Source organism: Halalkalibaculum sp. DA3122 (assembly GCF_043951865.1).
Taxonomy (GTDB): domain Bacteria; phylum Bacteroidota; class Rhodothermia; order Balneolales; family Balneolaceae; genus JAMQKA01.
The window spans coordinates 55923-81620 of record NZ_JBINJF010000019.1; the positions used below are offsets into that span (position 1 = coordinate 55923).

Genomic DNA, 25698 nt, shown 5'->3' on the forward strand with positions numbered 1-25698 from the left:
AATCGAAAGGGGCCTCCCCATGTTCAGTATGACTGCCCGGTGTTGCAAAGGTCTTAATAAATAATTGAAAAGGGAGCCCATCATCCGTCGGACGGCAAAACCTTTTACCCGACGAATCATTGAAGATTCTCAAATACTACCTGCACAGTGCATACAGGTAGTGTCACAGGCCCTAATTCAACGTACTGAACAGGTGCCGGTCGATATTTCGGGCAGGTATTGACTTTACCGGCATCGCCTTTTCCTCAACCGAATCGGAACTATTCAGGGTGCGGATGGCGCCCTCATCCCGCAAAACAAACTGCCGGAGCATCTGTTCAACCGGAATCACGGCATCACAATATCTCTTTTTTATGACGGCCAGCGGAAGATCCCCCACGAGGGCAGAACGGTGATCCTGGACCAGCACATGTCCCCCGGCCTGCCTGACAGCCCCCGCTCCCGCAATACCATCAGTGCCGTAGCCGCTAAGGATAACCCCCAAAGCCCCGGGTCCGTACAACCGGGCTGCGGACCGAAACAGCAGGTCGATGGAGGGACGGACCCCATTTTCACGTGGACCCCGATGCACTTTTAGCTGGGTCTCGTTGCCGGTGCGGAACACCTCGGTATGGTACCCGCCCGGAGCGATCCATATCGTTCCCGCTTTTAACGGAACCCCGTTTTGAGCTTCTCGAATTTTGAGCGCAGACAGCTCGTCGAGCCGGTGTGCGAGCACTTTCGTATAGTATCTTGGAAAATGCTGTACCACGACGACGGGAACAGCGAAATTTTCAGGCAATGTTTCTATCAGCCTGAAAAGGGCGGGCGGTCCCCCGGTGCACCCTCCCACGACAATTAGATTCAGCGGCCAGACTGATTGAAGATCTCCCTGCCTTTGCTCCTCCGCCGGGGCCGGCAATGGCCGTTTTTTTCTGCCTTTCGCCTTTAGCGATGTTTTGACAATAGGAAGCAGCCGCTTGGCCAGATGGCGATCGGCAAAAAGCATGGAATTACAATCCGCCGGCTTGGTTATCACATCAATGGCCCCCAGTCTAAGCGCAGCTATGGCGAGCGCTGCACCCGGTTCCGAGCGCTCGCTCAAAATAACAACCGGCAGATCCGGAAAGCGTATCTTAATGGTGCTTAGCAGGGCGATCTCCTCTACCTCCGTCGGCTTGACACCCAACAGAAGCAGGTCCGGGGCTGCGTGGGAGATATCCTGAACGGCACTACCGGGGTCCCCACTGATAATCAATCGGTATTCGGACTGTTCGCGCAGTATCTTGGCGATAGCACGACGGGCGATCAGGTCGCTATCGATCAGTAAAAGAGTCTTCATTTTGGTATCCTCTTTGCTTTTAAGATTTTTGTTCTCCCCTGATCGATTTTCTTCAGACAGCTCCTGCCACGTGGTTGGCGTACTCAATCCTTTTTTTAAATTGCCTGTGGTAATTCATGGCTGCAGGGAGGCGATTCATCAGACACCTGCAGCAGGGAGATTTAACTTCTCCCGAATATTTCGTTTAAATCTATGTAATCCGGAACACATCTTCTGTAGTATAAAAATTGTGCATGGATGTAAGTTTTTTCACTACAGCTGTTGGTGAGGAGTAGGGAATTATGAATGTAGATTGAAGAATACAGAATTTCGAAGGTGTGCCGAGATGAAGAACGCTGATTTTTCCCCCTTGTGGCAGTTATGATTGAAAAGCGAGTAGTGAGGTTCGAAGGGGGGTGCAGGGGGAATGAGTAATGAAACATAAGGAATTTCGAACGTATCGAAGGGGAAGGTCATATTAACGAGCTACAGCAACATTCCGAGACCGGAAAAGTTTCAGCTTGACGAAGGAGGGGATAAAAATATAAATCAGTCTTTTCCGGTCTTCAATGGGGCGGGGATGGCAGTACGCTGCGCCCTTTCTTTTTTCACTTTATGCCCTGCCTCCATCGGCGGACCTGTCGGCTCAGGAATCCCGATCACCCGGAATAATTTTAAGCTTCACTTCGTGGTTCTTTCCATCCTTCCGCATTCGGAAGGAGAAAGAGTCTGACGGCGGCTCCCCCGGAGCGCCGTCCACGCTGCCGACAACGTTACCCTTTTCGAGGCCTTTTTTATTCAGGACATGAACCCGGTAACATGTTTCTCCATCCAGCTCTCTAATTCGAACCGAATACTCCCTCCACCCGGATGAAATTCGGGGAACGATCCTCACCCTGTTGCCATCACGGATATCGATTCCAAGTATCGATTCCACCAGTACCCGGTACATCCATCCCGCCGACCCGGTATACCAGGTCCAACCGCCCATCCCCGTAAGTGGCGGCTCGCCGTAGATATCCGCTGCAACCGCAAACGGTTCCACTTTATAACGCCTGGCCAGCTCATTGGATGAGGCGTGCCGCACCGGCGTCAGCATCCGCAGCAGTTCCACCGCCCGCTCTCCCCGGCCCAGCTCCGCCATCGCCCTGATCAGCCAGAGCGCCCCGTGCGTATATTGGCCGCCATTTTCCCTCACTCCGGGGATATAGCCCTTGATATATCCCGGATCCCGGCTCGTCTTGTCGAACGGCGGAGTCAGCAGCCGGATGATTCCCTCCTGTTGGGAGACCAGCAGCCGATCTGCCGCATCGATCGCCTGTTCAGCCTGCGTTCCGGGCGCTGCTCCAGATATCACCGACCACGCCTGAGCAATGGCATCGATCCTGCACTCCTCATTTTCAGAGGAGCCCAATGGCGTTCCGTCATCATAAAAAGCGCGCCGGTACCACTCCCCGTCCCACCCGTTGGTGTTGAGGTTGGTCTTCAATTCTCGCCGGTAGGAACGGTACCGTTCCGTGCGATCGCGATCTTTCATCATCCTGGTGACGGGTATAAAATCACCCAAAATTTTATAGAGAAAAAATCCCAGCCACACGCTCTCTCCCCTGCCCTCTTCACCAACGCGGTTCATCCCGTCGTTCCAGTCACCGGTACCGATCAGGGGAAGCCCGTTTTTACCGGCTGTCAGCGACCGATCGACTGCACGGCAGCAGTGCTCATACAGACTGCCGGTGCTTCCCGACGATTCCGGCACCAGGTAGGCTTCATCTTCACCCTCTTCGAGCCCCCGCGCTTTAAGAAACGGTACCTCCTCCTCAAGGATGGATCGATCACCGGTTCTTTGGAGATAGAGGGCTGTGATAAAGGGCAGCCACAGCAGGTCATCGGTGATACGGGACCGAATACCGCGGTCGGTGGGCGGGTGCCACCAGTGCAGCACATCCCCCTCGACAAACTGGTGGGCGGCATGCAGCAAAATCTGGTTGCGCGTCAACTCCGGATCCAGGTAGAGGGCCGCGCCGGAATCCTGCAGCTGATCCCGGAATCCAAAGGCGCCGCCCGACTGATAGAAGCCGGAGCGCGCCCATATCCGGCAGGCGATATTCTGGTACTGCAGCCAGCCGTTGGCCAGCAGATTCAGCTCCGGCACCGGCGTTTGAACCTGGATTCGGTCCAGCTTCTGCTGCCAGTATCCGCGGATCTCCTGCAAACTCGACTCCAGCACCGCTTTATCCCGGTATTTGTTAATCAGCGCTTTGGCCTGCTCTTCCGATTCCGCCTCTCCCACCAGGTAGCAGATCTCGACAGTGCTGCCGGACTCCAGAAAGAAGGTGGATTGCAGGGCTGCGCAGGGGTCTCCGGCCATCCCCTCACTCTCCCGCAGGCGCTCCCGGTTCGTTACGGCCAGCGGTTTGCACAAGTCGCCGTTGCGCCCGATAAACGCCTCCCGGTCCGCGGTATAGCTGTCATCGGCACTCTGCCCGAGGTACTGGGCAGCAAACGCCACGCGCCCGGCAAACTCGTTGTTATAGTAATTTTGAGCAAACACCGCCTGCAGCTCCCGGTCAATTCTGGTGAGTACATGTTTTGCCGACTGCTCCCGCTGTACCCCGAGCACCCAGTCCTGGTAGCGGAACAGCGAAAGGTGCCGCCTTGCCAGGTCTGAATTGTGCAGCCGCACCTTCACGATTTTTACCGGATCGTCCAGGGCAACCCACTTTGTTACCTGCTGGGAAAGGTTCATCACCCGGCTGTCCGTCGCCGTATACCCGAACCCGTGGCGGACGGTGTACTGCCGGCTGCCCGGCACCGGTCCCGGGGTCGGGCTCCAGAATAGCCTGTGCTCCTCATCCCTGATATAGATCGCCTCCCCCGGCGGATCAGTGACTGCATCATTTGACCACGGGGTAAGGCGGTTTTCCCGGCTGTTTTGGCTCCAGGTATAGTCGGAGCCTCTCTCGGAGGTGATAAATCCAAATTCCGGGTTGGCGATGACGTTGATCCAGGGAGCCGGCGGGTACTGCAAGCGGCCAGTCTGCTCATCCGCGTTCAGTGTGATAACGTACGTTTTCCCATCCTCTGCAAACCCTCCGAACCCGTTATAAAACTGCAGCTCCTGTTCCAGAGGCTGCCCGGCACGTTCCTCTCCCTGGAGGTCTACCGGCCGGTAGTACTCCGCCCCCGATTTTTCGGCAACCGTATCGCTGGCCGAAAAATCAAGGTTTGCCAATTTCCCGGTCAATACCGCCCCGGCTACGCTCTCCAGCAGTATCCGGTCCTGGTCCGGCAGGTCATCGCCGCGGAGCAGGAAGACGCCTCCCCGTTCATGCTGCCACTGGTTTGCCGCGGACGACTGAATGTGCTGCTGTATCGCCTGCTGCAGCTCATCCACGTAGGAGGGCGGGTGGTCGTTGATAATAACCAGGTCTACCTTGAACTGCTTGAGACGCCACAGGGAGTGTGCCTTCAGGAGCTGATCGATATACTTGAGATAATCGGTATCCGCGATGCTGTAGACGAGGATCGGCAGATCGCCCGAAATGCCATAGGTCCAGAGCCCGGACTGGGTTTTGCGATTTTTGCGGAGGACCTGCTCCGGCGCTCTCAGACTCGGCTCGCCGTAGAGGAGTCCCCCGGCCAGCTTTTGAAAATAGTGGGCCCGCTGCCCGTCCAGCCCGATATGTTCGAGTTCCACACGGCCGTAAATGGAGGCCAGCTCAAACACCCGATCGGTGGCATAGGGGTTGTCGTAACGGTCGGCCATCGATACCGCTTCTTCGTGACTATCCACTTTGCCGAGCCCGAAGGTGACGCTTTTTTTCTCCCCGGGACCCAGTTCAATAACGCGCCGCATGCTCACGATGGGATCGGGCACGTTCCCGGTGGACCCACTCAGGCGGGCACCAGGGTCCATCACCTCCGGTTCAGCAAGATTTCGTCCCCGTCCCACAAATTTACCGCGGTCAGTCTCATACTGCAGCGGCTCCGGCAGGTTGTTGAGATCGTCGCTGGCCAGGGTGTGTACAAGCCAGGTCTCATTCTCCTCCTTACTCCGGGGCCGGCGCCTGGCAATGAGGGCGTGATGTTCAGGTACGTGGTCGGTCTGGACAAAAAGGTTCGAAAAGGCGGGATGTGCTTCATCCGCCTGCCGGGTGTTGAGCACGACCTCTGCATAGCTCGTCAGCTCCAGCCGGCGGGACCGGTCCGAATAGTTGGTCAACGTAATTTTACGGAGCTCAATATCGTCATCCGGCGAAACGCAGACCTCCATAAACGATTCGATCCACTCGTCAACGCGGGCCGTCTGGACCTTTCCCTCGTGGAACCAGCTGTCATACCGGTCGGCCTCGCGCCTTACGGGCTGGTGTCCCATCGACCAGAAGTTGTTTGTTTCCAGGTCCTTAATATAAAAGAAAAAGCCGCAGGGATCCTGTACCCTGTCTGCTCTCCACCGGGTCAGGGCGGTATCCTGGTACGTCGAATACCCCGTGCCGGCATGGGTGATAACCGTGCTGTGCCTGCCGTTGGAGAGGATATGCGTTCGGGGGGTGGTGTCGCCAAGCGCGTCCTGTCCGGCATGGTCCACCGCCGCCTCCAGCTTCTGTTCCTCTCCCGGCTCCAGTTCCACGTCGATCGGCCTGGGCTCCTTGATCGGCACTCCTTTGGGAATGCGCTCCTGCAGCAGCAGTTCACAGGACTGCACAAGCGGATCGCGGTGAAAAAGCTTCTGTATGGCGTTGCCGTCCAGGGCGTTGGTGATGGCCAGAATCCCCATGCCCTGGTGATGAGCCATATACATTTTGATCACCAGCTGCTCCTCTCCCTGCTCCAGGCGCGAGGGGGTGTAGTCAACCGCCTCATAGAACCCGTTCATCCCGTAGGCCCCCTTTTGGCGGAGTAGTTCAAGGTTATCCAGCGCCTCCCGCGGCCGCACCATCAGCGCCAGCATACTGGCGTAGGGAGCCACCACGTAGTCCTCTGCAAGTCCCCTGCGCAGGCCCAGTCCCGGGGCCCCGAATGCCCGGTATTGGTAATGCATCTCCAGGTTCAGCAGCCCGTAGGCACTTTCGGAGACGCCCCACGGGTAGCCACGGTCGCGGTTTTCGCCATACTCCCTCTGCCACCGCACCACATTATCATAGGTAAGGCTGAGAAGCGTGTCATCATACCGGCTCATAAAAAGGAGGGGCATCAGGTATTCAAACATCGTGCCTCCCCAGGAGAGAAGAATCTCGTTTCGGTCGATACTGGTCAGGCGGCGGCTCAACCGGAACCAGTGCTCGGGCGGCACCTCCCCCTTGGCGATGGCAATATAGGAGGCCAGCCGCGCCTCGCTGGAAAGAAGGTCGTAGGTCCCCTTGTCGTTGGCAGCACGATCTGCATTGTAACCGATACTGAACAACCCTCGTTTTTTGTTGTAGAGGATGCCAAAATCCATCTGCCGTACCATAGCCTCGCACCAACCGGCCAACTCATTAGCCCTCTCAAGCCAGCGGTCAACAGGCTCCACGCCTGCCAGATCCCGTAAAAGGGGTCGTTCCCCGTCGTCAAACAGACCGGGGTTGCGCTCCCCTTCTTGCCACAGGGCCGCCCGTACTGCACGGACCTCCCGGAGCTGGCTTTCAATTTGGACCAGGGGCCGGCCAAACCAGTCACGGATCTCATCAAACTCGATATCCTTTACCCTGTCAGAAAGGCTGTCGAGGTTCATCCCATGCAGCTTTTGTGCGGGCCTGAGGAGCTCCACCAGCTTCTTTTCCCAGGCCTCCGGGGTGCTGGGAACCGGTCTCTCCAGCGCTTGTTCAACCGTGCCGAGCAATCTCGTTATTTTCTGGTATGTATCGCTTTCCGCCTTGTTATGGCTGCAGCACTCCTCCGTGAGATCGGAGAGCGTGTCGATCGTGTCTTTCAGCCCCTGCCAGAACGTCTCATTCGGCCATCGCCTGTCGGGCAGATCCAGGAGCGCCTGTTTCAGTACCAGCAGCGAACCAGCCAGGTTCCCGGAATCCACCGTCGAGATATAGCGCGGGTTGAGCACCTCTCCCAGCCTGGTGCTGTACCAGTTGTAGAAATGACCGTTATAGGTATCCAGCATCTTCATCGATCCCAGCGTATTGCCGACCCGGTCCAGGAAAGAAGAGACGTTCAGGTATCCAAACCCTAGGGCCGAAACCGTTGCGGCCAGGCCCAGGCCCATATTTGTGGGAGACGTCCGCCCCACTGCTCCTATGTAGGGATCCTCCTGCACGTTGTCAGGCGGCAGCCAGGAGTGTTCTGCGGTCATGTACCGCTCAAAAAAGTGCCAGGTCCGACGAAGATAGCCGCGCAACTGCTGCTCGTCAGCCGCACTCAGCTGCCGTTTTACCGGTTCAAAGTCGTGACTTATATACCATCCCAGCATAGGCGCCAGCAGCCACCCAACTCCAAAAGGGGCCGCCAGCAGCAGTATAGTCGGCTTAAAAAACCAGGCGGCGGCGATCACCAGCAGGGCCCACACCAGATTTGGCATCATGGTCAGGTAGTAGCCCCGCAGTCCGCTGCCGGCCTGCTGTTCGGCATGCGAAGCGGAGGTCCACTCCAGCAGGTTTTTGTGGGAGACCGCCATTCTCCACAGGGTCCGCAGCACGGCATCCAGCGACAGGTAGGCCTGGTGCGGCATAAACAGCAGTGTAGTGACCGCCTGCACCGTATTTATTTTCAGGTCATCCCGAATCTTCTCAAGGTACAGTTTCCAGGCCACCCGCGGGGGACGGTTGAAGATTTCAGTGGAAAAGCTGGAGTAGATCGGAAACGCCATGATCCCGAGTACGGCCGCCGTCCACGCCAGGGCCGCTCCCGGCAGGATAGTCCACCCGAGCAGCAGAAACAGGAGCAGCGCCGCCGGGTTGAGAGAGCGGCGCAGGTTGTCAAAAATCTTCCACTTTGATACGACGTTGATCGGATTGTGGTCTTTGCCGCTCTCGCCGGAAGAGGGGACCTTCCGAAACAGCCACTGCAAAATCTGCCAGTCGCCCCTTATCCAGCGGTGGTTCCGCTTCGAATAACTCAGGTAGGTCGTCGGGTAGTCGTCAAAAAACTCGATGTCGCTCAACAGTGCCGCCCGCAGGTAGGTGCTCTCCAGCAGGTCGTGCGACAGCACTTTATTATCGGGAAACCGGCCGCCGAGCACCTCGTCAAACACCTCCACGTCATACAGCCCCTTGCCGGTAAAAACTCCTTCCCCAAAAAGGTCTTGGTACACATCGGAGACGGCGGTGGTATAGGGATCAAGCCCGACGTTGCCGGAATAGATCTTTGCGAACCAGGTCTTGTTGGCCGACTTCGGGGGGATCGATATCCGCGGCTGGAAGATTCCATATCCCTTGACGACCCGTTCCCCCGACTCGTCCAGCCGGGCGTGGTTGAGCGGATGAGCCGCCGTGCGAATCATATCGACGGCACTGCCGGGCGGCAGCTTCGTGTCGGCATCCAGGGTGATGACATACCTCACAGGCGTCCCGGCAATCGACTCTTCAAACGTTTCCCCGATATGGGTATAGGTCGACTCCGCCCCGGGATTCAGCAGCAGTCGGTTAAACTCCTCCAGCTTTCCCCGCTTCCGCTCCCAGCCCATCCACGCATCCTCCTTTTCATTCCAGCACCGGCGGCGGTGCAGCAGGAAAAAACGGTCGCCGTACCGGCTGCCGGTGTGGCGTTCGTTAAGCTCACGGACCTCCCGGCGTGCCGCCTCCAAAATTGCGTCATCACCCGGCATCTTCTCCTGGGGAGCATCGGTAAAATCAGAAAGGATGGCGTACTGCAGTCCCTTGTTGGGATTGGCCAGCGCCCGAATTTCGAGCAATTCAAACTGCTCGCACACATCCTCGGGGGAGCTGAAGAGGGTCGGGACCACCACGATGGTCCGGTACTCGTCCGGCACGGTACCCTTGATATCCAGTTTGGGCAGGATGCGCGGCGGCAGCAGCAGCGTGAGAATCCGGTGGGTTGAGACGATCGACATATCCAGGGCGGGCAGTAGAGCCGCGGCAAGCGTAAGCAGCAGCAGCCAGAGCGGGGCCTGCAGGAAGCCGGTCACCCAGGTGGCGATTCCAAGCAGCACCAAAAAATGACCACCGATCATCATAAAATAGGCTGAGGCGTGCCGCCTCGCCCAGTCCCGCGCCCACTCATCGAACGGGGCCCGGTAGCCGATGCGCCGGGCGAGCTCACCGTACCCCTCATCCATCAGGTAGTAGCCGATATGGTTTTCTACCGGGTCTTCCTCCTCTTGCCCGTTCTCCTGATTTCGTTCTTCGGCCATCTCCAGCACCTTCTCCGCCACCTGCTGTTCCGAGAGTGAAGTGTGGGTGCTCAGCTTTTCGATCTTCTTGCGGTAGGTGTCGCGCGTCTGAAAATCCATCTGCCCGTAAAAGCCGGAGGGATCCAGCCGCAGGATGCGCTCCACGACGGCGTTCTCCTCCACAAAGTCAGACCAGTCGGCCTCGGCAACCTCCCGCAACGAGCTTATCGCATTCTGGATGCTGAGGTGCATGCGCGAGGTCTCCTGCGCCTCGGTGCGGAGCTCCTCTTCAAGAGTGGTATTCCACCTGCCAAGCTTATAGTCGAACCAGCCCCGTTCCATGTCGGTAAGCATGCCGCTGTTTTGCAGCCGGCGGGCCAGGGCGATCAACAGGGGCTTGCCATCCCTGCCGTCCACAAAGAGGGAGGCCAGCTTCCGCAGCAGGTAGCCGGGTTCCTCGGTCTCCTCCCCGCGAATCGCCTCTATTTCCTGGTCGGCCCGATTCTTTATCGCCCTCATTCGGAGCAGCTCTTCGGCCCGGTCGGAGAGGCGCAAAATGAGCGCCAGCCGTATCATGATCGGAACCGCCCACAGCTCTCCCAGCTTCAGGGTTTCCACCCTCTGAAATGCCTGGACCACGGTCTTCGCATTTTCCTGGTCTATCGTATTGTCACTGAGGACCGCCAGCTTGAATACCGGCTCATAGATCCTGGCAAATCCAGCGTACTCCCCGCTCTGCAGACGCGGCAATTTCTTGTAGTAGGAGACCGGCAGATCTTCCTTTAACTGGACAATCTGTTCCTGGATGATATAAAAATTATCAATCAGCCATTCCCCGGCTACCGACAGATCACGATTTTTGCGGGCGGCCCGCGCCAGCGCCCGGTAGGTTTTGGTAAGCGTCTCCCTGGATGATTTGAGCAGGGGAGCGATCGGCTGGAGCGGTCGTGCCTTGAGCGTTACGCGCTGTCCCCGGGCGATATTTTCAATTTCGTGCTCCAGGTGCAGCTTATTGTAATGCACCTGTGTTTCTTCGGGCATAGCTTGTCTCTTTCGTTTGCTTTAATCGCATTTGCGTTCTCGTTGCGCTTCTCCTGTTTCCCGTCTGTTATTCGATGCGCCGGCCGGAGCTACCGTATCTCAATGATATCTTTCGTTCCGTCGGCCTCGATAACTTCTATGGAAGTTACCCATCCGTCTTCTTCCTGGTCTACGTAGATCTCTTTGGGATGCAGGATCATCCGGTTCAGCCGCTCTACATTGATATCCAGAATATCATCCTTGGGATCGTAGCTGATCCCCTTTAGCGGCGACCAGCGGGTCTCCTGCTGCACCCCGATATCATTGGACATGACCCGAATTTCAGCATATTCAGGTTGCTTGTCTTTGAGGAATTTTTTGGAAAAGGTATCGAAGTAGACCATCCATTCTTTTTTGTCGATTTTTTTTACTGCCATCGTTGATCTCCGTTTTCTTTAAAGAGGGCTTTAGGTGAATTGATCCTTGGATTAACCATAAACCGGTACACGGGGACTACCTTTTGATCCTGATACCCAGGTCTACGTGACCGTGCAGGTCTTCCTGGTGGTGCTGGTGAAACGCGTTGGCGATGAAAAGCACGCACAGGCTGCCCACAAAGGAAAACAGCAGCCCGTCCCCGAATCCCAGTCCGATGGCGATGGATCCGACTGCCACTGCCCCCACGGTTCCCCATGTCAGGTTCGCGACGAGGCTACGCCCTTCTCGCTTTATGAAGTATGCGAAAATGTATCCGACTGTCAGTCCCATGGCTATGAACCAAAATATTGCTGTTGCACTGAGTGTCACCATAACTGCCTCCTGCTGCCGGGTTGAGGTTTATTTCATTACAAATGCCTGGCTTTTACGTCTCCTGCCTATTCCTTGTATGCTTAACGTAATGATAGCTATTCTTGTATAAACTGAAGTAGGGGATTTACCTATTTCTGCTGCCGGGGATTTGGAATAGTCTCCTGTTTCATGTTGGGATTTCTTTACGCCCGGTTCTGGGAACTCGAGTCCTTAAATTTCAAATTTCTATAGGGCAGAAAGTGAATTATAAATTTAGAATAAGGAGCAAGAGGACGGGGGGAAGTGCGGACCGTCCCCCTTTGTGGCGTTGTTTATTTGAAGAGCTTGAAGTGAAGTTTGGAGGAGATCCAGGGAAATGATTTTTTTCAGTCCTGAAACTACAAACCTGAGGCGAATTACCTCACCAAGATTTTTTTAGTCATTGTGCGGGCTAACCCGGATTTCTCGCCAAAAAATTGGTTTTTCAGCAAGGCGAAGGGCAAAGGGCCGCGCAGACGTACGTTGGTACGTTGAGCCAATGATTTGTCCTTCAACGCAGCTGAAAGGCCAATTTCGCAGCCTATTACAGGCTGTAATGATAATTTGGCAGTAAAAGATGGCGTAAGTTACTGCCATCCATGAAGTCACATGATTTTATCCAACATACTCGTGAGAAATCCGGGCTAATACTCCGGCTGGAGATCCACGTTGTTCAAGCGCCGTGAGTTGGTAACCACGTTGATGGAGCTAAACGCCATCGCGATCTCCGCCAGTACCGGGTGCAGCATGCCGAAGATGGCGAGTGGAATCATCACCACGTTGTAGAAAAACGCCCAGAACAGGTTCTGTTTGATTTTGGTAAACGTAGCGCGACTCAGTTTTATAGCCTTCACCACCGCGCTCAGGTCGCCCTGCACCAGCACAATGTCGCCCGCCTCAATCGCCACATCCGTTCCGGTTCCTATGGCGATCCCTACATGGGCGCGTGTCAGCGCCGGGGCATCGTTAATGCCGTCGCCGACCATCGCCACGACCTTGCCCTGTTGTTCAAGCTCAGCTATTCTATCGGATTTCTGATCGGGCAGCACCCCGGCAATCACCTTGTCAATGCCCACTTCTTTAGCTACTGCGCGGGCCGTTCGCTCGTTGTCGCCCGTAATCATCACCGGCGTCAGGCCGTACTTCTTGAACGTGGCAATCGCTTTCTTGCTGTCCCCTTTTATTTGGTCGGCCACCGCTATAATGCCGGCAAGCTGATCACCGACGCCGACCATCATGGCTGTCTTGGCCTGCTCTTCAAGGGATCTCATTTCCTCGCGTGCCGATTCACTCAATGTTATCCCGGATTCCTCCATCAATCCGGGAGTTCCGATCCACACCTGCTTTCCGTCAACCAACGCTTTAATGCCCTTACCGGTCACAGCCTCGAACCGCTCCGCATGCTCCAGCTGGCCGTTGTGCTGCCTGGCGTATTCCACAATCGCCTGGCCCAGCGGGTGCTCGGATCCGGTTTCCGCCGAACCGGCCATGTGAATCAGCTCATCTTTCCCCATTCCATTCAGTGAGATTACATCCGTAACACCGGGCTTGCCCTCAGTGATGGTGCCGGTTTTATCGAGCACAATGGTATCAACGTCCTTCATCATCTGGATCGCCTCCCCTTTGCGGATGAGCACGCCATTTTGAGCGCCCATGCCGGAACCGACCATCAGGGCCGTGGGCGTAGCCAGACCCAGCGCGCAGGGACAGGCAATCACCAGCACCGCGATAGCCGCGTAGAACGCCAGTGCCACCGCCCCCATTTCGGGATTAATCCACGGGATAAAGTCTGCCGCCCACGTGGCGATTTCCCCGAAAAAGCCGGGAAATACCAGCCAGGCTGCAAGGGTCAGCAGCGCCGTCCCGATCACCACGGGCACAAACACACCGGTAATGCGGTCGGCAAACTGCTGGATCGGTACCTTGGAACCCTGGGCTTCTTCCACCATGCGAATCACCTGGTTCAGGAAGGTGTCCTGCCCCAGCTTGGTGGCTCTCACTTTCAGCACGCCGTTCTTGTTGATGGTGGCGCCGATCACTTCATCGCCCGTACTCTTGTTGACCGGCATCGATTCGCCGGTGGCCAGCGACTCATCCACGCTGCTTTCACCCTCCACAACTTCTCCATCGGTCGGGATTTTTTCTCCAGGACGAATCACCATCAGGTCGCCGATCTGAAGTTCATTGACCGGTACCTTAACTTCTTCACCATCGCGCTCTATGGTTGCCTCTTTGGCTTCGAGCGTCAACAGCTTCTGTATCGCCTCAGAAGCGCGTCCCTTGGCTTTGGTCTCCACATAGCGACCGGTCAGGTGAAACGCCATGATCATGCCGGCAATTCCGGCAAAGCTGTGGAACCGGGGCGCCAGCCCAAATTGATGCAGCAAGGTTACCACTCCCGTTGAGAGCGCGGCCAGCGTACCCATCGCAATGAGCACGTCCATGTTGGGCGTCCGGTTGCTGGCCGACTTCCACGCGCTTTTCATCGTTTCCCGGCCGGGTCCAAACATCACAAATGCCGAAAGCCCCAGCATGCCGATCTCCATGCCCAGGTGTCCCAGGAAGGCGTATCCCCAGATCATCTCGGGCAGCATCCACAGGATGATCGGGATCGTCGCCGCCCACGACCACCACATACGGGACTGGGCCTCGTCCACCTTCTTCTGCTCGCGCTCCAGCTTTGAATCGGCTTTATCCTGAGGAGACTCTGCCTCTTCCCTGAGCAACGTATAGCCGGCCCGCTCAACGGCCTCTGCGAAATCGTCCAACGTTACTGAGGCCTTTCGATATGTCACCTTGGCGCTTTCGGTAGCCAGGTTTACATTCGCCTCTTCCACTCCCTCCAGCGCCGCCAGCTGCGTCCCCACCGAATTTACACAGCTGGCGCAGTGCATGCCGTCGATTTTCAGGGTCTGGGTGACCAGGTCCGGCTCTACCACCTCATAACCCGCATCGGCGACCGCCTTTTTCAGATCATCACGGCTCACCCTTTCGGCGTCATATTCCACCGCAGCCGATTCACTGGCCAGGTTAACGGTGGCACCTTCTACGCCATCCAGCTTGTTAAGATTGGTTTCCACATTGTTCACGCAGCTGGCACAGTGCATGCCTTCAATTTGAAGGGTCTCTTTGGTCGTTGTCATATCGTAATCTCTTTCAGTTGAGCATTTTTCAAAATCTGTTCCAGTATAAAAAAGAGACGGAGCTGATCCGTTATAATTTTGTTGGGGATGGTTACAGAATTTTTACTGGTAAGCAGTACCATTGCAGAACAGCGGGGTAATACAATTTATTAATCATACTAAAAATCCGGGGAACAACTTTCTTCAATGTTCTTTTCATGCTTGGAAGCGCAGCAGAAATCCGGCTCCTATCTTCAATTGCTAATTTGTACCGCTGGTCCGATATATTTACCAGGTAGCATTGCCACCCAGGATTTCATTCAATAGAATCCAGAGATTTTCGGAAACTATTACTGGCTTTTTTGTAGTCGGTGACTGACATTCCGGTGACTTGCCGGAACTGGTTGGAGAGGTACTGCACGCTGCTGTAGTTAAGCCGCCAGGCGATCTCGCTGAGGGTGTGTTCATCATACGAGAGCAGTTCCTTGACGCGCTCAATCTTCAGGTGGATCAGGTACTTTTCAATGGTAGTATCCTCCTCCCCGGAAAACAGCTTGCTCAGGGATGCGTAATTCCGGTGTATCTTTTCCGACAGGTACTCCGAAATTTTGGGGACCTCCTGCTCGGCTTCCAGCTCTTTTACGTAGTTGATCAGGTGAGTTTTGATCTGTTCCACCTTCTGCTGTTCCCGTCCCTTGAGGAGTTCAAACCCCAACTTATTGAGTGCCTTTTCCACCTCTTGCTCGTCAATGTCCTCATTCTGCTCAACCACTGCTTTCCCCAGTTCGACATTCCGTACCTCAATGCCCAGGTTTTCAAATGCATTCTGCACCGCCATCACGCAACGGGGGCACACCATGTTTTTGATGTAATATTGATTTGTACTTGCCATAGGTAATTTTCTGTGCGCTAGTCAGTGCTATGAATCTCAAAATATATTAATGAAGCAATCGCTTATTCTGTTCCCAAGCAACCGTTAAATAGGTATGTTTTTCATTTTTTTTCCACCGGGGGGATGACTAAAACAGGGGTTTATTCCGTATAATTTTCAGGATCAGTTTGTAGAGCTGCTCCTTGTGATTGTTGTATCGAAATTCGCACTCCTTGAGATGCAGGCGGTAGGTGGAAAGGTGAAGCCCCTTAAACTTTTCCAGACGCGACTGGGCAAATCCCCAGAATCCCTCCATGCGCCGGAATTTTCGCGCCTGCTGTTGATGGCGGGTTTCACTGCAAAGGTATATTCTGCGTTTTTGGATTGGGTCAATCACCATTTTAAATTCCTGGATCGAAACGCCGGATAAATACCACTTGAGGGAAGCGTGATCAATCCCGGACCGGATCTTTTGCACTTCCTCCGGCTTCAATATATCCGCAAACACCTGCCGCTCATGTTCTCTGAGTCCGACCAGTTTAAACTTGGGGGTTGCACTGTTCAAATCGCTCCGGGATGAAAATACAAGGGGCTCCGTAACGGAACAATACTCCGCGATTCGCTGCCGGATCCCTTTCAAATATCGGTTTACGGTATTCCGGTTCAGCTCCGTCAATTCCGCAATCTGTATTGCCGTTAAATCCATTGAAAAAAGGCGGACTATTTCTCTGAATTTGGCTTCTGAAATTTTTGAACGGTTTACGTACTTGTTATTCATTGATGCACAAACAGTTATAGACTTTTCCTTATTGTTAACTAGTCAAGACCCTCTGATTCCGCCTCACGCCGAAGCAGAAGGCAGCCACAATCCTTCTATTTAGAACAAGTCTAAATTATATGGTCGCCATCTATTTAAACACAGTCTAAATTAAAATCAAATTCTGTATGTGCGTTTTTTTCCTCTTTTCCGGGCTTATCTCGGCAGTCTCACTGCAGGTGCAAGGATCAATGGTTCAACAGTGTTTACAACTGAGCAAGTAAGAGATTCAGCGTAACCCGGGGCTGGGATAGGCAATTTGGGCTGGATGTACTGGTGAAACGCCCGGCACTTTCCGGGCGGTGATTATGAGGTGGGTCGTCACACGGCCAAAATGTCCTGGTAGTCCCTTCCTTCAGCATAGACGTACTTTTAAAAAGGGACCTTTGCAGAACCTACTATCTTGTTGGGGGGGGGGTATACCACCGACCGTATTGATCTTTAATCGGGAGTACAACTCCCTCAGAAGAGGAATTGAGTGTTTTGAAAAGCCCTCTAAAAAATACCGTTAAATTACAGGCGGATGCTATAACGGCAGGTTGTCATGTTTTTTCTGGGGAATGGAATCGACCTTGTTTTCCGAAAATTCCATCGCCCTGATCAATCGTTTACGTGTCTCGCGGGGAAGTATCACATCATCCAGGTAGCCCCGTTCGGCAGCTTTATAGGGATGGGCAAACTGCTCCTTGTAATAGTCAACCAGTTCCTTTTCTTTGGTTTCCGGATCATCGGCATTCTTTATCTCTCTGCGAAAAATTATTTCCACTGCTCCCTTGGGTCCCATAACTGCAATCTCGGCCGTTGGCCAGGCTACATTAAAGTCGGCCCGGATATGTTTTGAATTCATCACATCGTACGCTCCCCCATAGCCTTTACGCGTGATAACCGTCATCTTGGGGACCGTCGCCTCACAAAAAGCATATAACAGCTTGGCCCCGTGTTTGATAATGCCTCCCCACTCCTGGTCGGTTCCCGGAAGAAATCCCGGGACATCTTCAAACACCAGCAATGGGATATTGAATGCGTCGCAAAAACGGACAAAGCGAGCACCTTTCAGGGAAGCATCGATATCGAGCACGCCGGCCAGTGACAGCGGCTGGTTGGCTACCACCCCGATACTGCGCCCGTCTAGGTGGGCAAAACCTACGACAATGTTGTCGGCGTAGTGTTGATGGACCTCCATGAATGAGTCGCGATCCACAATCCCCTCGATCACCTCTTTTATATCGTACGGTTTGTTCGGGTTGTCGGGGACGATTGTATCCAGCTTCTTTTCTTTTGCCGGGTCCGGTTCCCTGGACTTTTGGCGGGGTGGTTTCTCCTCGCAATTCAGCGGTACATAATCCATGATGCTGCGGATATTCTTCAGGCACACGGCATCGTTTTCCTCTGAAAAATGGGCGACACCCGATTTTGTGCTGTGGGCACTGGCTCCCCCCAGCTCTTCGGAGCTAACCTCTTCGTGCGTTACGGTCTTCACCACATTCGGACCGGTGACGAACATGTAACTGGTGTTTTTCACCATAAACACAAAGTCGGTGAGCGCAGGGCTGTAGACCGCTCCACCGGCGCAGGGTCCCATAACGGCCGAAATCTGTGGAATGACCCCGGAAGCCATGCTGTTGCGCCAAAACACTTCCGCATATCCCCCGAGTGAAGACACGCCCTCCTGGATACGCGCCCCTCCCGAGTCATTGAGCCCGATGACCGGAATCCCGTTCTTCATCGCAAGGTCCATCACTTTGCAGATCTTCTCGGCATGTGTCTCAGAAAGTGAGCCTCCAAAAACCGTGAAATCCTGGCTAAACACGTAGACAGGCCGCCCCTTGATTTTTCCCTGGCCGGTCACAACTCCATCGCCCGGTATCTTCTTTTTGTCCAGGCCGAACTCGGTACTGCGGTGCGTGACAAAGGCGTCGATCTCGTCAAACGAATCCTCGTCGAGCAGCAAGTCGATCCGTTCGCGGGCGGTCAGCTTTCCCTTGTCGTGCTGTTTTTGTATCCGCTTTTCGCCGCCCCCCTTTTTTGCCTCTTTGCGTCGTTGATTCAGCTCTTCGACTTTTTCGTGTTTGCCCATTACATCCGTCTGCTAATTCTGATTCAAGATTTCAATAAAATAGTTGTGCAGGCTGTCGGTGAAGTCAACCGCCACCTCGGAGTACATATCCACCAGGTTCCGATTAAAAATCTCTTTTTCAATAAACTGGCTGGCGTTTCGCCAGTTGTCCTTTCTCGACAACTCTTTCAACGCCTCTTCATACGCTTTTTCCGATCCCCTGAAAATCTCCTCTACAAACCGTGAGCGGTCGGGGCGGAGCATCCTTTTCAGCTGTTTAAGCTCCTCGGTGTCCATCTCATTATCGGTGGTAAAATCGACGAGGGGTTCACTCTGTACCCGGCCCGTATCATCTTCAGAATTCTCTTTTCCGCGTTCCAAATACACCTCGGACTGCTCCTCTTCAGGATCCAGGAAACGGAGCCACATCGGTTGTTCCTCCTCTTCCTCATCAAGGTGCTCCTCCCTTTCTTCTGCCGGTTTGCCGGACTCCGCGGGTTCTTTCGGAACTTCTGGTTCTTCCGGTTTTTCTGCCGTACCGGTCGGTTCGTCCTGCTGCTCTTTTTTCTCGCGCTCTTCCGGTTGAAATACCCGGGGTGCCGGCTCATTCTCTTCTTCTGCGGGAGGCTCGCTCCATACAAGCTTCACAGGTTCGCTCCCGGCATCTTCATCCGGGTCTCCCGCATCAGCAAACAGCTGGTTCAGGGCGTTCTCCGCTTCTTCATCCTCCTCTTCCTCCATCTCCTCAAACTCTACATCGGTCTCCTCTTCACGATACAGTGTATTGATGGATGCAGCAGCATTATCATCCTCGCCTGTCTCCTCCTGCTCTATACCTGATTCAGCCGGGCGATAATCCTCTTGTTCGCCGGCCTCTTGATTGTCTTTCTCCACCGGTTTCACCAGTCCCTCCCACCCCGTTGATATATTCGATTTCCTGGAAATCTGAAGGAAAAATTCATTTTGCTCATCCTCTCCCGGGAGATCGGGCGTGGAAAGCTGTTCGATAAGCTCCGAACGGTTCAGGGATCGGTTCATATTATCAAATTGACGTGCAATGCGCGGCATGCGTTTATCCTCGAAAAACATCCGCAACAGGCTGGAATCGATCTCCTCTCCCATCAGTAAAAAGAGCGGCTCCAGCATCTGGGCCCAATTCAGCGACGTGTACCGGGCGGTCAGCTTTTCATCGGCCTGGATTATCAGTTTCCGGCACTGTTCTTTGGAGAGCTCAATATATCCCTTCCGCTCCATATACCGGGGAATAAGCGATGCGAAATGGCGGTAAACCACGATACTGTCCATTCTCTCTGCCACTTCTTCGTAATCAAGCATTTCAGCAGCTCCAAAAATCACATCCGGCAAGTTTCTTCGGGGCTGGACCAGGATCTCCAGGATATCGCTTATCGCCGTTTCCAGCACCGGGCTGGCGTAGCTGGCGGGCAACCGCGCCTGTGTCCTGATGACCTCAACAAACTGTTTCCATGCGTGCTGTACGGTATCGGATTCCATCTCGGCCCATTCCGTTTCGGGCAGAACAATAGATTCAGCAAGGTTGCGCTGCAGCTCCACCTCCACCCGCTTTACGACGAACCGGGGCCAGCCGCTCTCGCGCAGATCACTCAGGCTGTAGGAATCCGCCTCTTCAGGGAGCAGGTTGACAAGCCGTTGGGTAATATGTTTTATCGTTTGATCCATAAAACCAAGTTTGAAATATATAGTCTCAACAGAGGTAACACAACCATATTTACCTCTCATCTACCAGGATATCCAGCTGTTGAAAACGAGCACATACACCGCCGGATTTTCAATATTTGTGATTTGGGATTTATCTCTGCCTTGTTACCTTTGATGCATGTTTTCAGTAGAAGTACATAACCTGTCCAAGCGTTACGGGGCCACGAGAGTGCTCGAGAATCTTTCGTTCTCATTCGAACCAGGTATAACAGGCATTGGGGGCTCCAACGGGTCCGGCAAATCCACGTTGCTGAAGTGCCTGGCCGGGCTGCTGAATCCCACTACCGGAACCATTACCTGGAAAAATGGAACGACTCCACTTGCCAATGATGTCTTCCGATCTCATCTCGGTTACGTTGCGCCGTATATCAATCTCTACCACGAGCTGAGCGTCCGGGAAAATATGGAGCTCATTTTAAAGCTTCGGAAAAAAAACTATTCCCCGGCACAGCAAAAAGAGCTCTGGGAACGGTTGCAACTTGCGGGTTTGACTGACAAGCCGTTCGGAGATCTTTCAACCGGCCAGCAGCAACGGGCACGGCTGGCATCTACTCTCAGCTATCACCCCTCCATCCTTTTCCTGGATGAACCCGGGGCTAATCTTGACAAGCAGGGCCGGGCAACCATCCGGCAGATCCTGGACAACTTCCGGGACGAACAAAAAATCGTGTTACTGGCGTCAAATAATCCCTCCGAGCTGGACCTTGCAGATCAAATTTTTTCCGTAGAATAAGCGCGGCAAACCCGTTACGAACCATCTCGTTTTACCTGCTCTCCCCTGCAGCATTCTTCTACGTTAATACCGCAGTTCGCACACTGTCCGTGGCCGTGCACCCAGATCAACGGTGCCTCAGATCCACAATATGTACATCTTCCACGCCCTGCAGGTCTACAGCTGTTTGTGCCCACTCGCTGTTTTCTGTTTGGTTGCTCTGGCCTATTCAACGATTTCCACTTCCATTTCTTATTCAAAATTCAGGCCCAACATTGTGCAGTGGTACTACCGCCACAACCTGCTTCCACCAATTCCAAATCTGTAAGCCTCTCCGCGTAATGCTTTGCTCCCCAAAATGGACAACAAAAACACAGCCAAGTTTAATATAATCAGCAACTTAACAACTTCTTCATCAAAAACAATACCCATGGATCACCGGATCTCCATATCCTCCCTGATCAACAGCAGGATCGCCCCGTGGGGCACAATAATATATTTCTCATTTTCGAACTCAATTTCATGAGACTGCCCCTTTAAATAGATCGCCAGGTCTCCCTCCGCCGCCTGCATACCGATATAGCGGGTTTCGCTGTTATCCTCTTTCCAGGGTTCGTCCAGTTCCTGTGAAGGGATGGGATATCCCGGTCCCGTTTTTATCACGTACCCGCTCTGGATATCCTCTTTCTCCTGTACCGTTGCCGGCAGTACGAGACCGCTCTTGGTCCGCGCTTCCATCTCACGAGGCTTGATTAATACTCTGTCGCCAACTACAATAAATTTATCTACCGAATTGAGATAATCCTGAATCATATTGATGATTGCTCTTTTAGATCTTACTTAAAAACGTATTTTGATTAAACTTGTATATGTTATTTTCCGTTTCATATAACCCAGGGTATCGTTCCTGGCATATATAATCTTGTCCGGTTAGAAACAGAATGCGAATATAGATTCTTTTTATGGAGAACACCAACCTCGATAATAAAGTATGCCTCATTACGGGGGCCAATTCAGGTATTGGAAAAGCCACGGCCATAGAACTGGCCGAAAGGGGAGCCTATATTGTCATGCTGTGCAGGAACGAGAAAAAGGCGGAGCAGGCGCGGGAAGAGATTATTAACAAAACCGGGCAAACGGGGATCGAAATTCTGCTGGCCGATCTTGCCGTTCAGCACGATATCAGGAACGCTGCCCAGACATTTCTCAACACGTTTGATCAGCTCGATCTGCTAGTCAATAATGCCGGAATTATTGCATCCGGGCGACAGGAAACGGTCGACGGTATTGAGAAAACGCTTGCCGTGAACCATCTCGCTCCTTTTCTTCTTACCCATTTGCTGATGGATTCCCTCAAAGCAGCACCCTCCGCGCGGGTCATCAATGTTTCTTCGGAAGCACACCGGACCGCTGCCCACGCTTTTGACCTCAATAACCTTCAGTTGAAAGAGGGATTCAGCCCGATGAAAGCCTATGGTGTTTCCAAGCTTTGCAACATCATGTTTACCCATGAGCTGGCGAAACGGACTTTGGGCACTCCCGTGACCACCAACGCTCTCCATCCCGGGGTCGTGCGGTCCCGGCTCACCAGCGAAGCCAGCTGGTTTATGTATCTGCTGTTTGCAATCGGACGGCCATTTATGAAATCTCCCCAAAAGGGGGCGGAGACCACCGTCTATCTGGCCACCTCTCCCAAGGTCGAGAATACAAGTGGAAAATATTTCAAAAACAAAAAAGAGACCCAGCCGGCGGATATCGCTTATAATGATGAACTGACGGAAAAACTGTGGGAGATCAGTTGCCAACTAACAGGAATAGAATAGATTACCGGGCTGGGGATTTCTTACCAAAAAATGATACGCTTTTTGAACAGCACTTTGCGGATTCGCCATACCATGCTCTTTAACTGCTTCTCGTCGAATCCAAAATCCTGAAACTCGTAACCCAAATTTTTAAACGTTTTTTCATACTCCCTGATGCCTATCTCGCTCAAAAAAATCTGAAGCTGCGACCGCTCATACTCCCGGTACTGTTTTTCAATAATGCCAAGAACATGATCCCACTTGTGCAGATCCACTGAAAGTTCCACGCCCAGCCCCCTTGCGTCATCTTTGTTATCGCTTTTAAGGCACACATCCAGGCGCTCCTCCAGCTTTTCAGGAACCGGTTCTATGCGCATGACTTTCGGTCCCCGTTTTTCGCCGTTGGCCTGCGGGAAAAAACTTTTCCACATCTCGTTGGTCGAAGGATGGTGATAATAGGCCTCCCATTTTTCATCATCCTTCCGCAGCTGAACCATCTCTTTTATGAGCGCCAGCTGCCTGTGATAGTCTAACACATACATGACATTAACGGTTGGGTTCAATATTGTTGATCATTTCTCCAGTGCAGATTACTGCAGTTTGTACTCCAATAACTACCTCCTGGTCAAATTCGTACCCGGCGTTTATATCCCCGCAATGAGAATTTCCTATTCCAGAAAATCCAGAAATTTAGCAAAACAACAGGGTTACAAAAGCCCTATTATAATCGCCTTACACGCTCGGGCGCCTGCCAAAAATCAACGAAACCACAAACAGCACCAGGAATATGTAAAAGAGTATTTCGGCGATTCCGGCCGCAGTTCCTGCAATGCCTCCAAAACCGAGTACGGCGGCAATGATGGCAATAATTAAAAATGTAATACTCCAGCGCAGCATCTAACCTCCCGTATTTATGTCACTGTCATGTTCATTTTGTACCGCTGTGTTATTTGCCACGCAGCAGCACCACACCCACCACAAGTACAACGGCGGATACCACCACCGGCACAATATTTCCCTGGCTCACCACCACATCCATCCCGAAAACGCCAAAGCTCTCGGACTCATTAAGATAGTTGACTCCGGTGTAAATAAGAGAGGCCAGGCCACCGACCGTTAGTATAGCTCCTATTGCTTTTCCCATTGTTCAACAATCTTGTTATCGTTTTGATACCTTATAACGGTTATCGACAGATTTGTTCCCCGCTTCCGGGGATACTCAGCACCGGTTACCGTTCCTGCATGCTCATGGCACCATAGAAATCGCGTTCATGAAAATTATAAAATCATATAAACTAAACTACTGTTTTTATTGATTATAAAACAAATGAAATAAGATCTGTACGATACATTTTTTTGGTTGCAGTTTTTGGCAGGTACCATTTACTTGTAATTTTAAAACCAGGAACCACGTGGTGTTGAGTCCAATCTCCGACACCCCGCCAACAATTCAGCATTATGGATAAAAGAGAATGCCCCGGTTGCGCAATGAAAGTAGACGCTGATGCAGAAGCATGCCCTGTCTGCGGATACGAATTCCCGCGTCAGCCTCTCAGCGTACAGATTGCGGCCTGGGTTATGATTGTGCTTCTTATTTTGTGGATGGTTCTGTAGTGCAGCTTATCGTGGTGTGAAGGTCATGCGATCGGTTTTGGTAATTCTCTAAACCCCACCTTTTGTTTTCACGAATCCCTTTGAAAAGCGATTAACATTTCTATTTTATTTAACAATGGGCTTTAAAAAGCCGGGATGTTGCCTGAAGTCAATCCACAGGCGTATTCGAAATCCCGGGGTAATATCGATGATTGAGGATTTCGAAGTGAACATATGTTTGAAATCGGGCAAACATCACATCCAGAGACCTTTGCAGAACCTGCTATTTTGTTGGGAAGTGGTTGTACCACCAACCCTTATTGACCTTTAAACGGGAGTACTACTCCCTCAAAACAAGGAATTGAGGTTATTACAACACCCTCTTTTATACAGTCTACTTAAAATCTTTTTATACAAATCCAGATCAATTATGAGTGAGAACATTTCCAGAAAAAGATTCCTAAAACGAGCCGGTTCCGCCCTGGCCCTTTCCACTATCGGGTTTCCCTCCGTTATACTCTCAAACAACCAGGAAAAACTTGGAGTGGCGCTGGTCGGCCTGGGAAACTACAGTACGACACGGCTGGCTCCCGGACTTCAAAAAACCGATCACTGCGAACTTCGTGGCATTGTAACCGGCTCGCCGTCAAAAATACCGACATGGCAGGAAAAGTATGGAATCCCCGACAGCAATGTTTACAGCTATGAAACGATGCACGAGTTGGCCAATAATGATGACATTGACGTGGTATATGTTGTGGTTCCCACCGGTTTGCACGCCAGGTATTCCATCATCGCGGCCGAGGCAGGCAAGCATGTATGGTGTGAAAAACCGATGGCCATGAACGTCAAGGAGTGCCAGGCCATTATCGATGCCACGAATAAAAACGGGGTGCAGCTGGCAATCGGCTACCGTATGCAGCATGAACCAAACACCAGGACCATCATTCGATATGGCAAAGAAGAAACATATGGAGCCGTCACAGGGGTGAAAACCGGGGCCGGTTACGACGGGAGTCATCCGGAGGGCAACTGGCGAAGAGATGCGGAATTGGGAGGCGGCGCCCTGTATGACATGGGGGTGTACCCGATCAACGCCGCCCGTTACTCTACCAGCATGGAACCGATTGCCGCAAGCGGCATTCAAAGCTCTGAGCGCAAAGATATGTATGACGAGGTGGATGAAACCACCGTCTTCCAGCTCGAATTTCCCGGAGGGGTTATTGCCGACGGGGAAACCAGCTTCGGTAAATCGATGAACTACCTGGACGTGGACTGCACCGACGGCTGGTACTATTTGCGCCCGTTTCAGTCTTATTCCGGCGTCAAGGGAAAGACCAGCGACGGAAAGATACTGCCGCCGGACCCCCATCACCAGCAGGCGCGCCAGATGGACAATGAAGCCCTGGCCATTAAGGAAGGCCGAAAACCGATTGTACCGGGATCAGAGGGGCTGAAAGATATCCGCATTGTGCAGGCCATTATGGAATCTTCCCGAAAAGATGGAGCAAAGATCCAGCTGTAAGACATATTTGAGGAAGAAACCCGGGCCCAGGCTA

17 protein-coding genes are annotated in these 25698 nt (G+C 53.1%); 4 read left to right on the top strand and 13 right to left on the bottom strand.

What is annotated here, in order from left to right; translation table 11 throughout:
* Positions 1-172 precede the first annotated feature (172 nt).
* From ACG2F4_RS12960 to ACG2F4_RS13000, 9 genes are all read right to left on the bottom strand, one after another.
* Positions 173-1321 carry a chemotaxis protein CheB gene (locus ACG2F4_RS12960; protein ID WP_395261302.1) on the bottom strand — a complete coding sequence of 383 codons (1149 nt, stop codon included), beginning with the start codon at positions 1319-1321 and terminating at the stop codon, positions 173-175.
* Between the two features lie 625 nt (positions 1322-1946).
* A complete protein-coding gene (locus ACG2F4_RS12965; protein WP_395261303.1) occupies positions 1947-10622 on the bottom strand; it encodes a GH36-type glycosyl hydrolase domain-containing protein in 8676 nt (2891 codons plus the stop codon).
* 89 nt (positions 10623-10711) lie between these two features.
* Entirely contained in the window at positions 10712-11038 is a 327-nt protein-coding gene (locus ACG2F4_RS12970) for a DUF5335 family protein (RefSeq protein ID WP_395261304.1), read from the bottom strand.
* A 76-nt stretch (positions 11039-11114) separates the two neighbouring features.
* Entirely contained in the window at positions 11115-11369 is a 255-nt protein-coding gene (locus ACG2F4_RS12975; protein WP_395261305.1) for a hypothetical protein, read from the bottom strand.
* 704 nt (positions 11370-12073) lie between these two features.
* Positions 12074-14572, bottom strand: coding sequence for a heavy metal translocating P-type ATPase (locus tag ACG2F4_RS12980; protein ID WP_395261306.1), 2499 nt, complete (start codon positions 14570-14572; stop codon positions 12074-12076).
* 295 nt (positions 14573-14867) lie between these two features.
* Positions 14868-15443, bottom strand: coding sequence for an AraC family transcriptional regulator (locus tag ACG2F4_RS12985; protein ID WP_395261307.1), 576 nt, complete (start codon positions 15441-15443; stop codon positions 14868-14870).
* A 127-nt stretch (positions 15444-15570) separates the two neighbouring features.
* Positions 15571-16200, bottom strand: a complete 630-nt coding sequence (locus ACG2F4_RS12990; RefSeq protein ID WP_395261308.1) for a hypothetical protein — start codon at positions 16198-16200, stop codon at positions 15571-15573.
* A gap of 565 nt (positions 16201-16765) precedes the next feature.
* Complete coding sequence (locus ACG2F4_RS12995) at positions 16766-18316, bottom strand: acyl-CoA carboxylase subunit beta (protein WP_395261309.1); 1551 nt, start codon at positions 18314-18316, stop codon at positions 16766-16768.
* A 12-nt stretch (positions 18317-18328) separates the two neighbouring features.
* A complete protein-coding gene (locus ACG2F4_RS13000) occupies positions 18329-19993 on the bottom strand; it encodes a hypothetical protein (protein WP_395261310.1) in 1665 nt (554 codons plus the stop codon).
* A 157-nt stretch (positions 19994-20150) separates the two neighbouring features.
* On the opposite strand from ACG2F4_RS13000, the gene ACG2F4_RS13005 reads away from it, so the two are divergent.
* Positions 20151-20765: an ATP-binding cassette domain-containing protein gene (locus ACG2F4_RS13005; protein ID WP_395261311.1), complete on the top strand. Its 615-nt coding sequence runs from the start codon at positions 20151-20153 to the stop codon at positions 20763-20765.
* Between the two features lie 414 nt (positions 20766-21179).
* Here ACG2F4_RS13005 and ACG2F4_RS13010 read toward each other — a convergent pair whose 3' ends face one another.
* The gene (locus ACG2F4_RS13010) at positions 21180-21557 is read right to left on the bottom strand and encodes a co-chaperone GroES (protein WP_395261312.1); all 378 of its coding nucleotides are present in this window, start codon (positions 21555-21557) and stop codon (positions 21180-21182) included.
* A 149-nt stretch (positions 21558-21706) separates the two neighbouring features.
* Here ACG2F4_RS13010 and ACG2F4_RS13015 point away from each other — a divergent pair, with 149 nt between their 5' ends.
* A complete protein-coding gene (locus ACG2F4_RS13015) occupies positions 21707-22567 on the top strand; it encodes an SDR family oxidoreductase (protein ID WP_395261313.1) in 861 nt (286 codons plus the stop codon).
* Between the two features lie 20 nt (positions 22568-22587).
* Here ACG2F4_RS13015 and ACG2F4_RS13020 read toward each other — a convergent pair whose 3' ends face one another.
* The 3 genes from ACG2F4_RS13020 to ACG2F4_RS13030 all read right to left on the bottom strand — a co-directional run bounded on the left by ACG2F4_RS13020 (position 22588) and on the right by ACG2F4_RS13030 (position 23690).
* Positions 22588-23088: a hypothetical protein gene (locus tag ACG2F4_RS13020; protein ID WP_395261314.1), complete on the bottom strand. Its 501-nt coding sequence runs from the start codon at positions 23086-23088 to the stop codon at positions 22588-22590.
* Positions 23089-23278: 190 nt separating this feature from the next.
* On the bottom strand, positions 23279-23443 hold the full coding sequence (locus tag ACG2F4_RS13025) for a DUF1328 domain-containing protein (RefSeq protein WP_395261315.1): 165 nt from the start codon (positions 23441-23443) through the stop codon (positions 23279-23281).
* A 49-nt stretch (positions 23444-23492) separates the two neighbouring features.
* Positions 23493-23690: a hypothetical protein gene (locus ACG2F4_RS13030; RefSeq protein WP_395261316.1), complete on the bottom strand. Its 198-nt coding sequence runs from the start codon at positions 23688-23690 to the stop codon at positions 23493-23495.
* A 314-nt stretch (positions 23691-24004) separates the two neighbouring features.
* Here ACG2F4_RS13030 and ACG2F4_RS13035 point away from each other — a divergent pair, with 314 nt between their 5' ends.
* Both ACG2F4_RS13035 and ACG2F4_RS13040 read left to right on the top strand, forming a co-directional pair.
* On the top strand, positions 24005-24160 hold the full coding sequence (locus ACG2F4_RS13035; protein WP_395261317.1) for a zinc ribbon domain-containing protein: 156 nt from the start codon (positions 24005-24007) through the stop codon (positions 24158-24160).
* Between the two features lie 409 nt (positions 24161-24569).
* Positions 24570-25664, top strand: a complete 1095-nt coding sequence (locus ACG2F4_RS13040; RefSeq protein ID WP_395261318.1) for a Gfo/Idh/MocA family protein — start codon at positions 24570-24572, stop codon at positions 25662-25664.
* Positions 25665-25698: the final 34 nt, after the last annotated feature.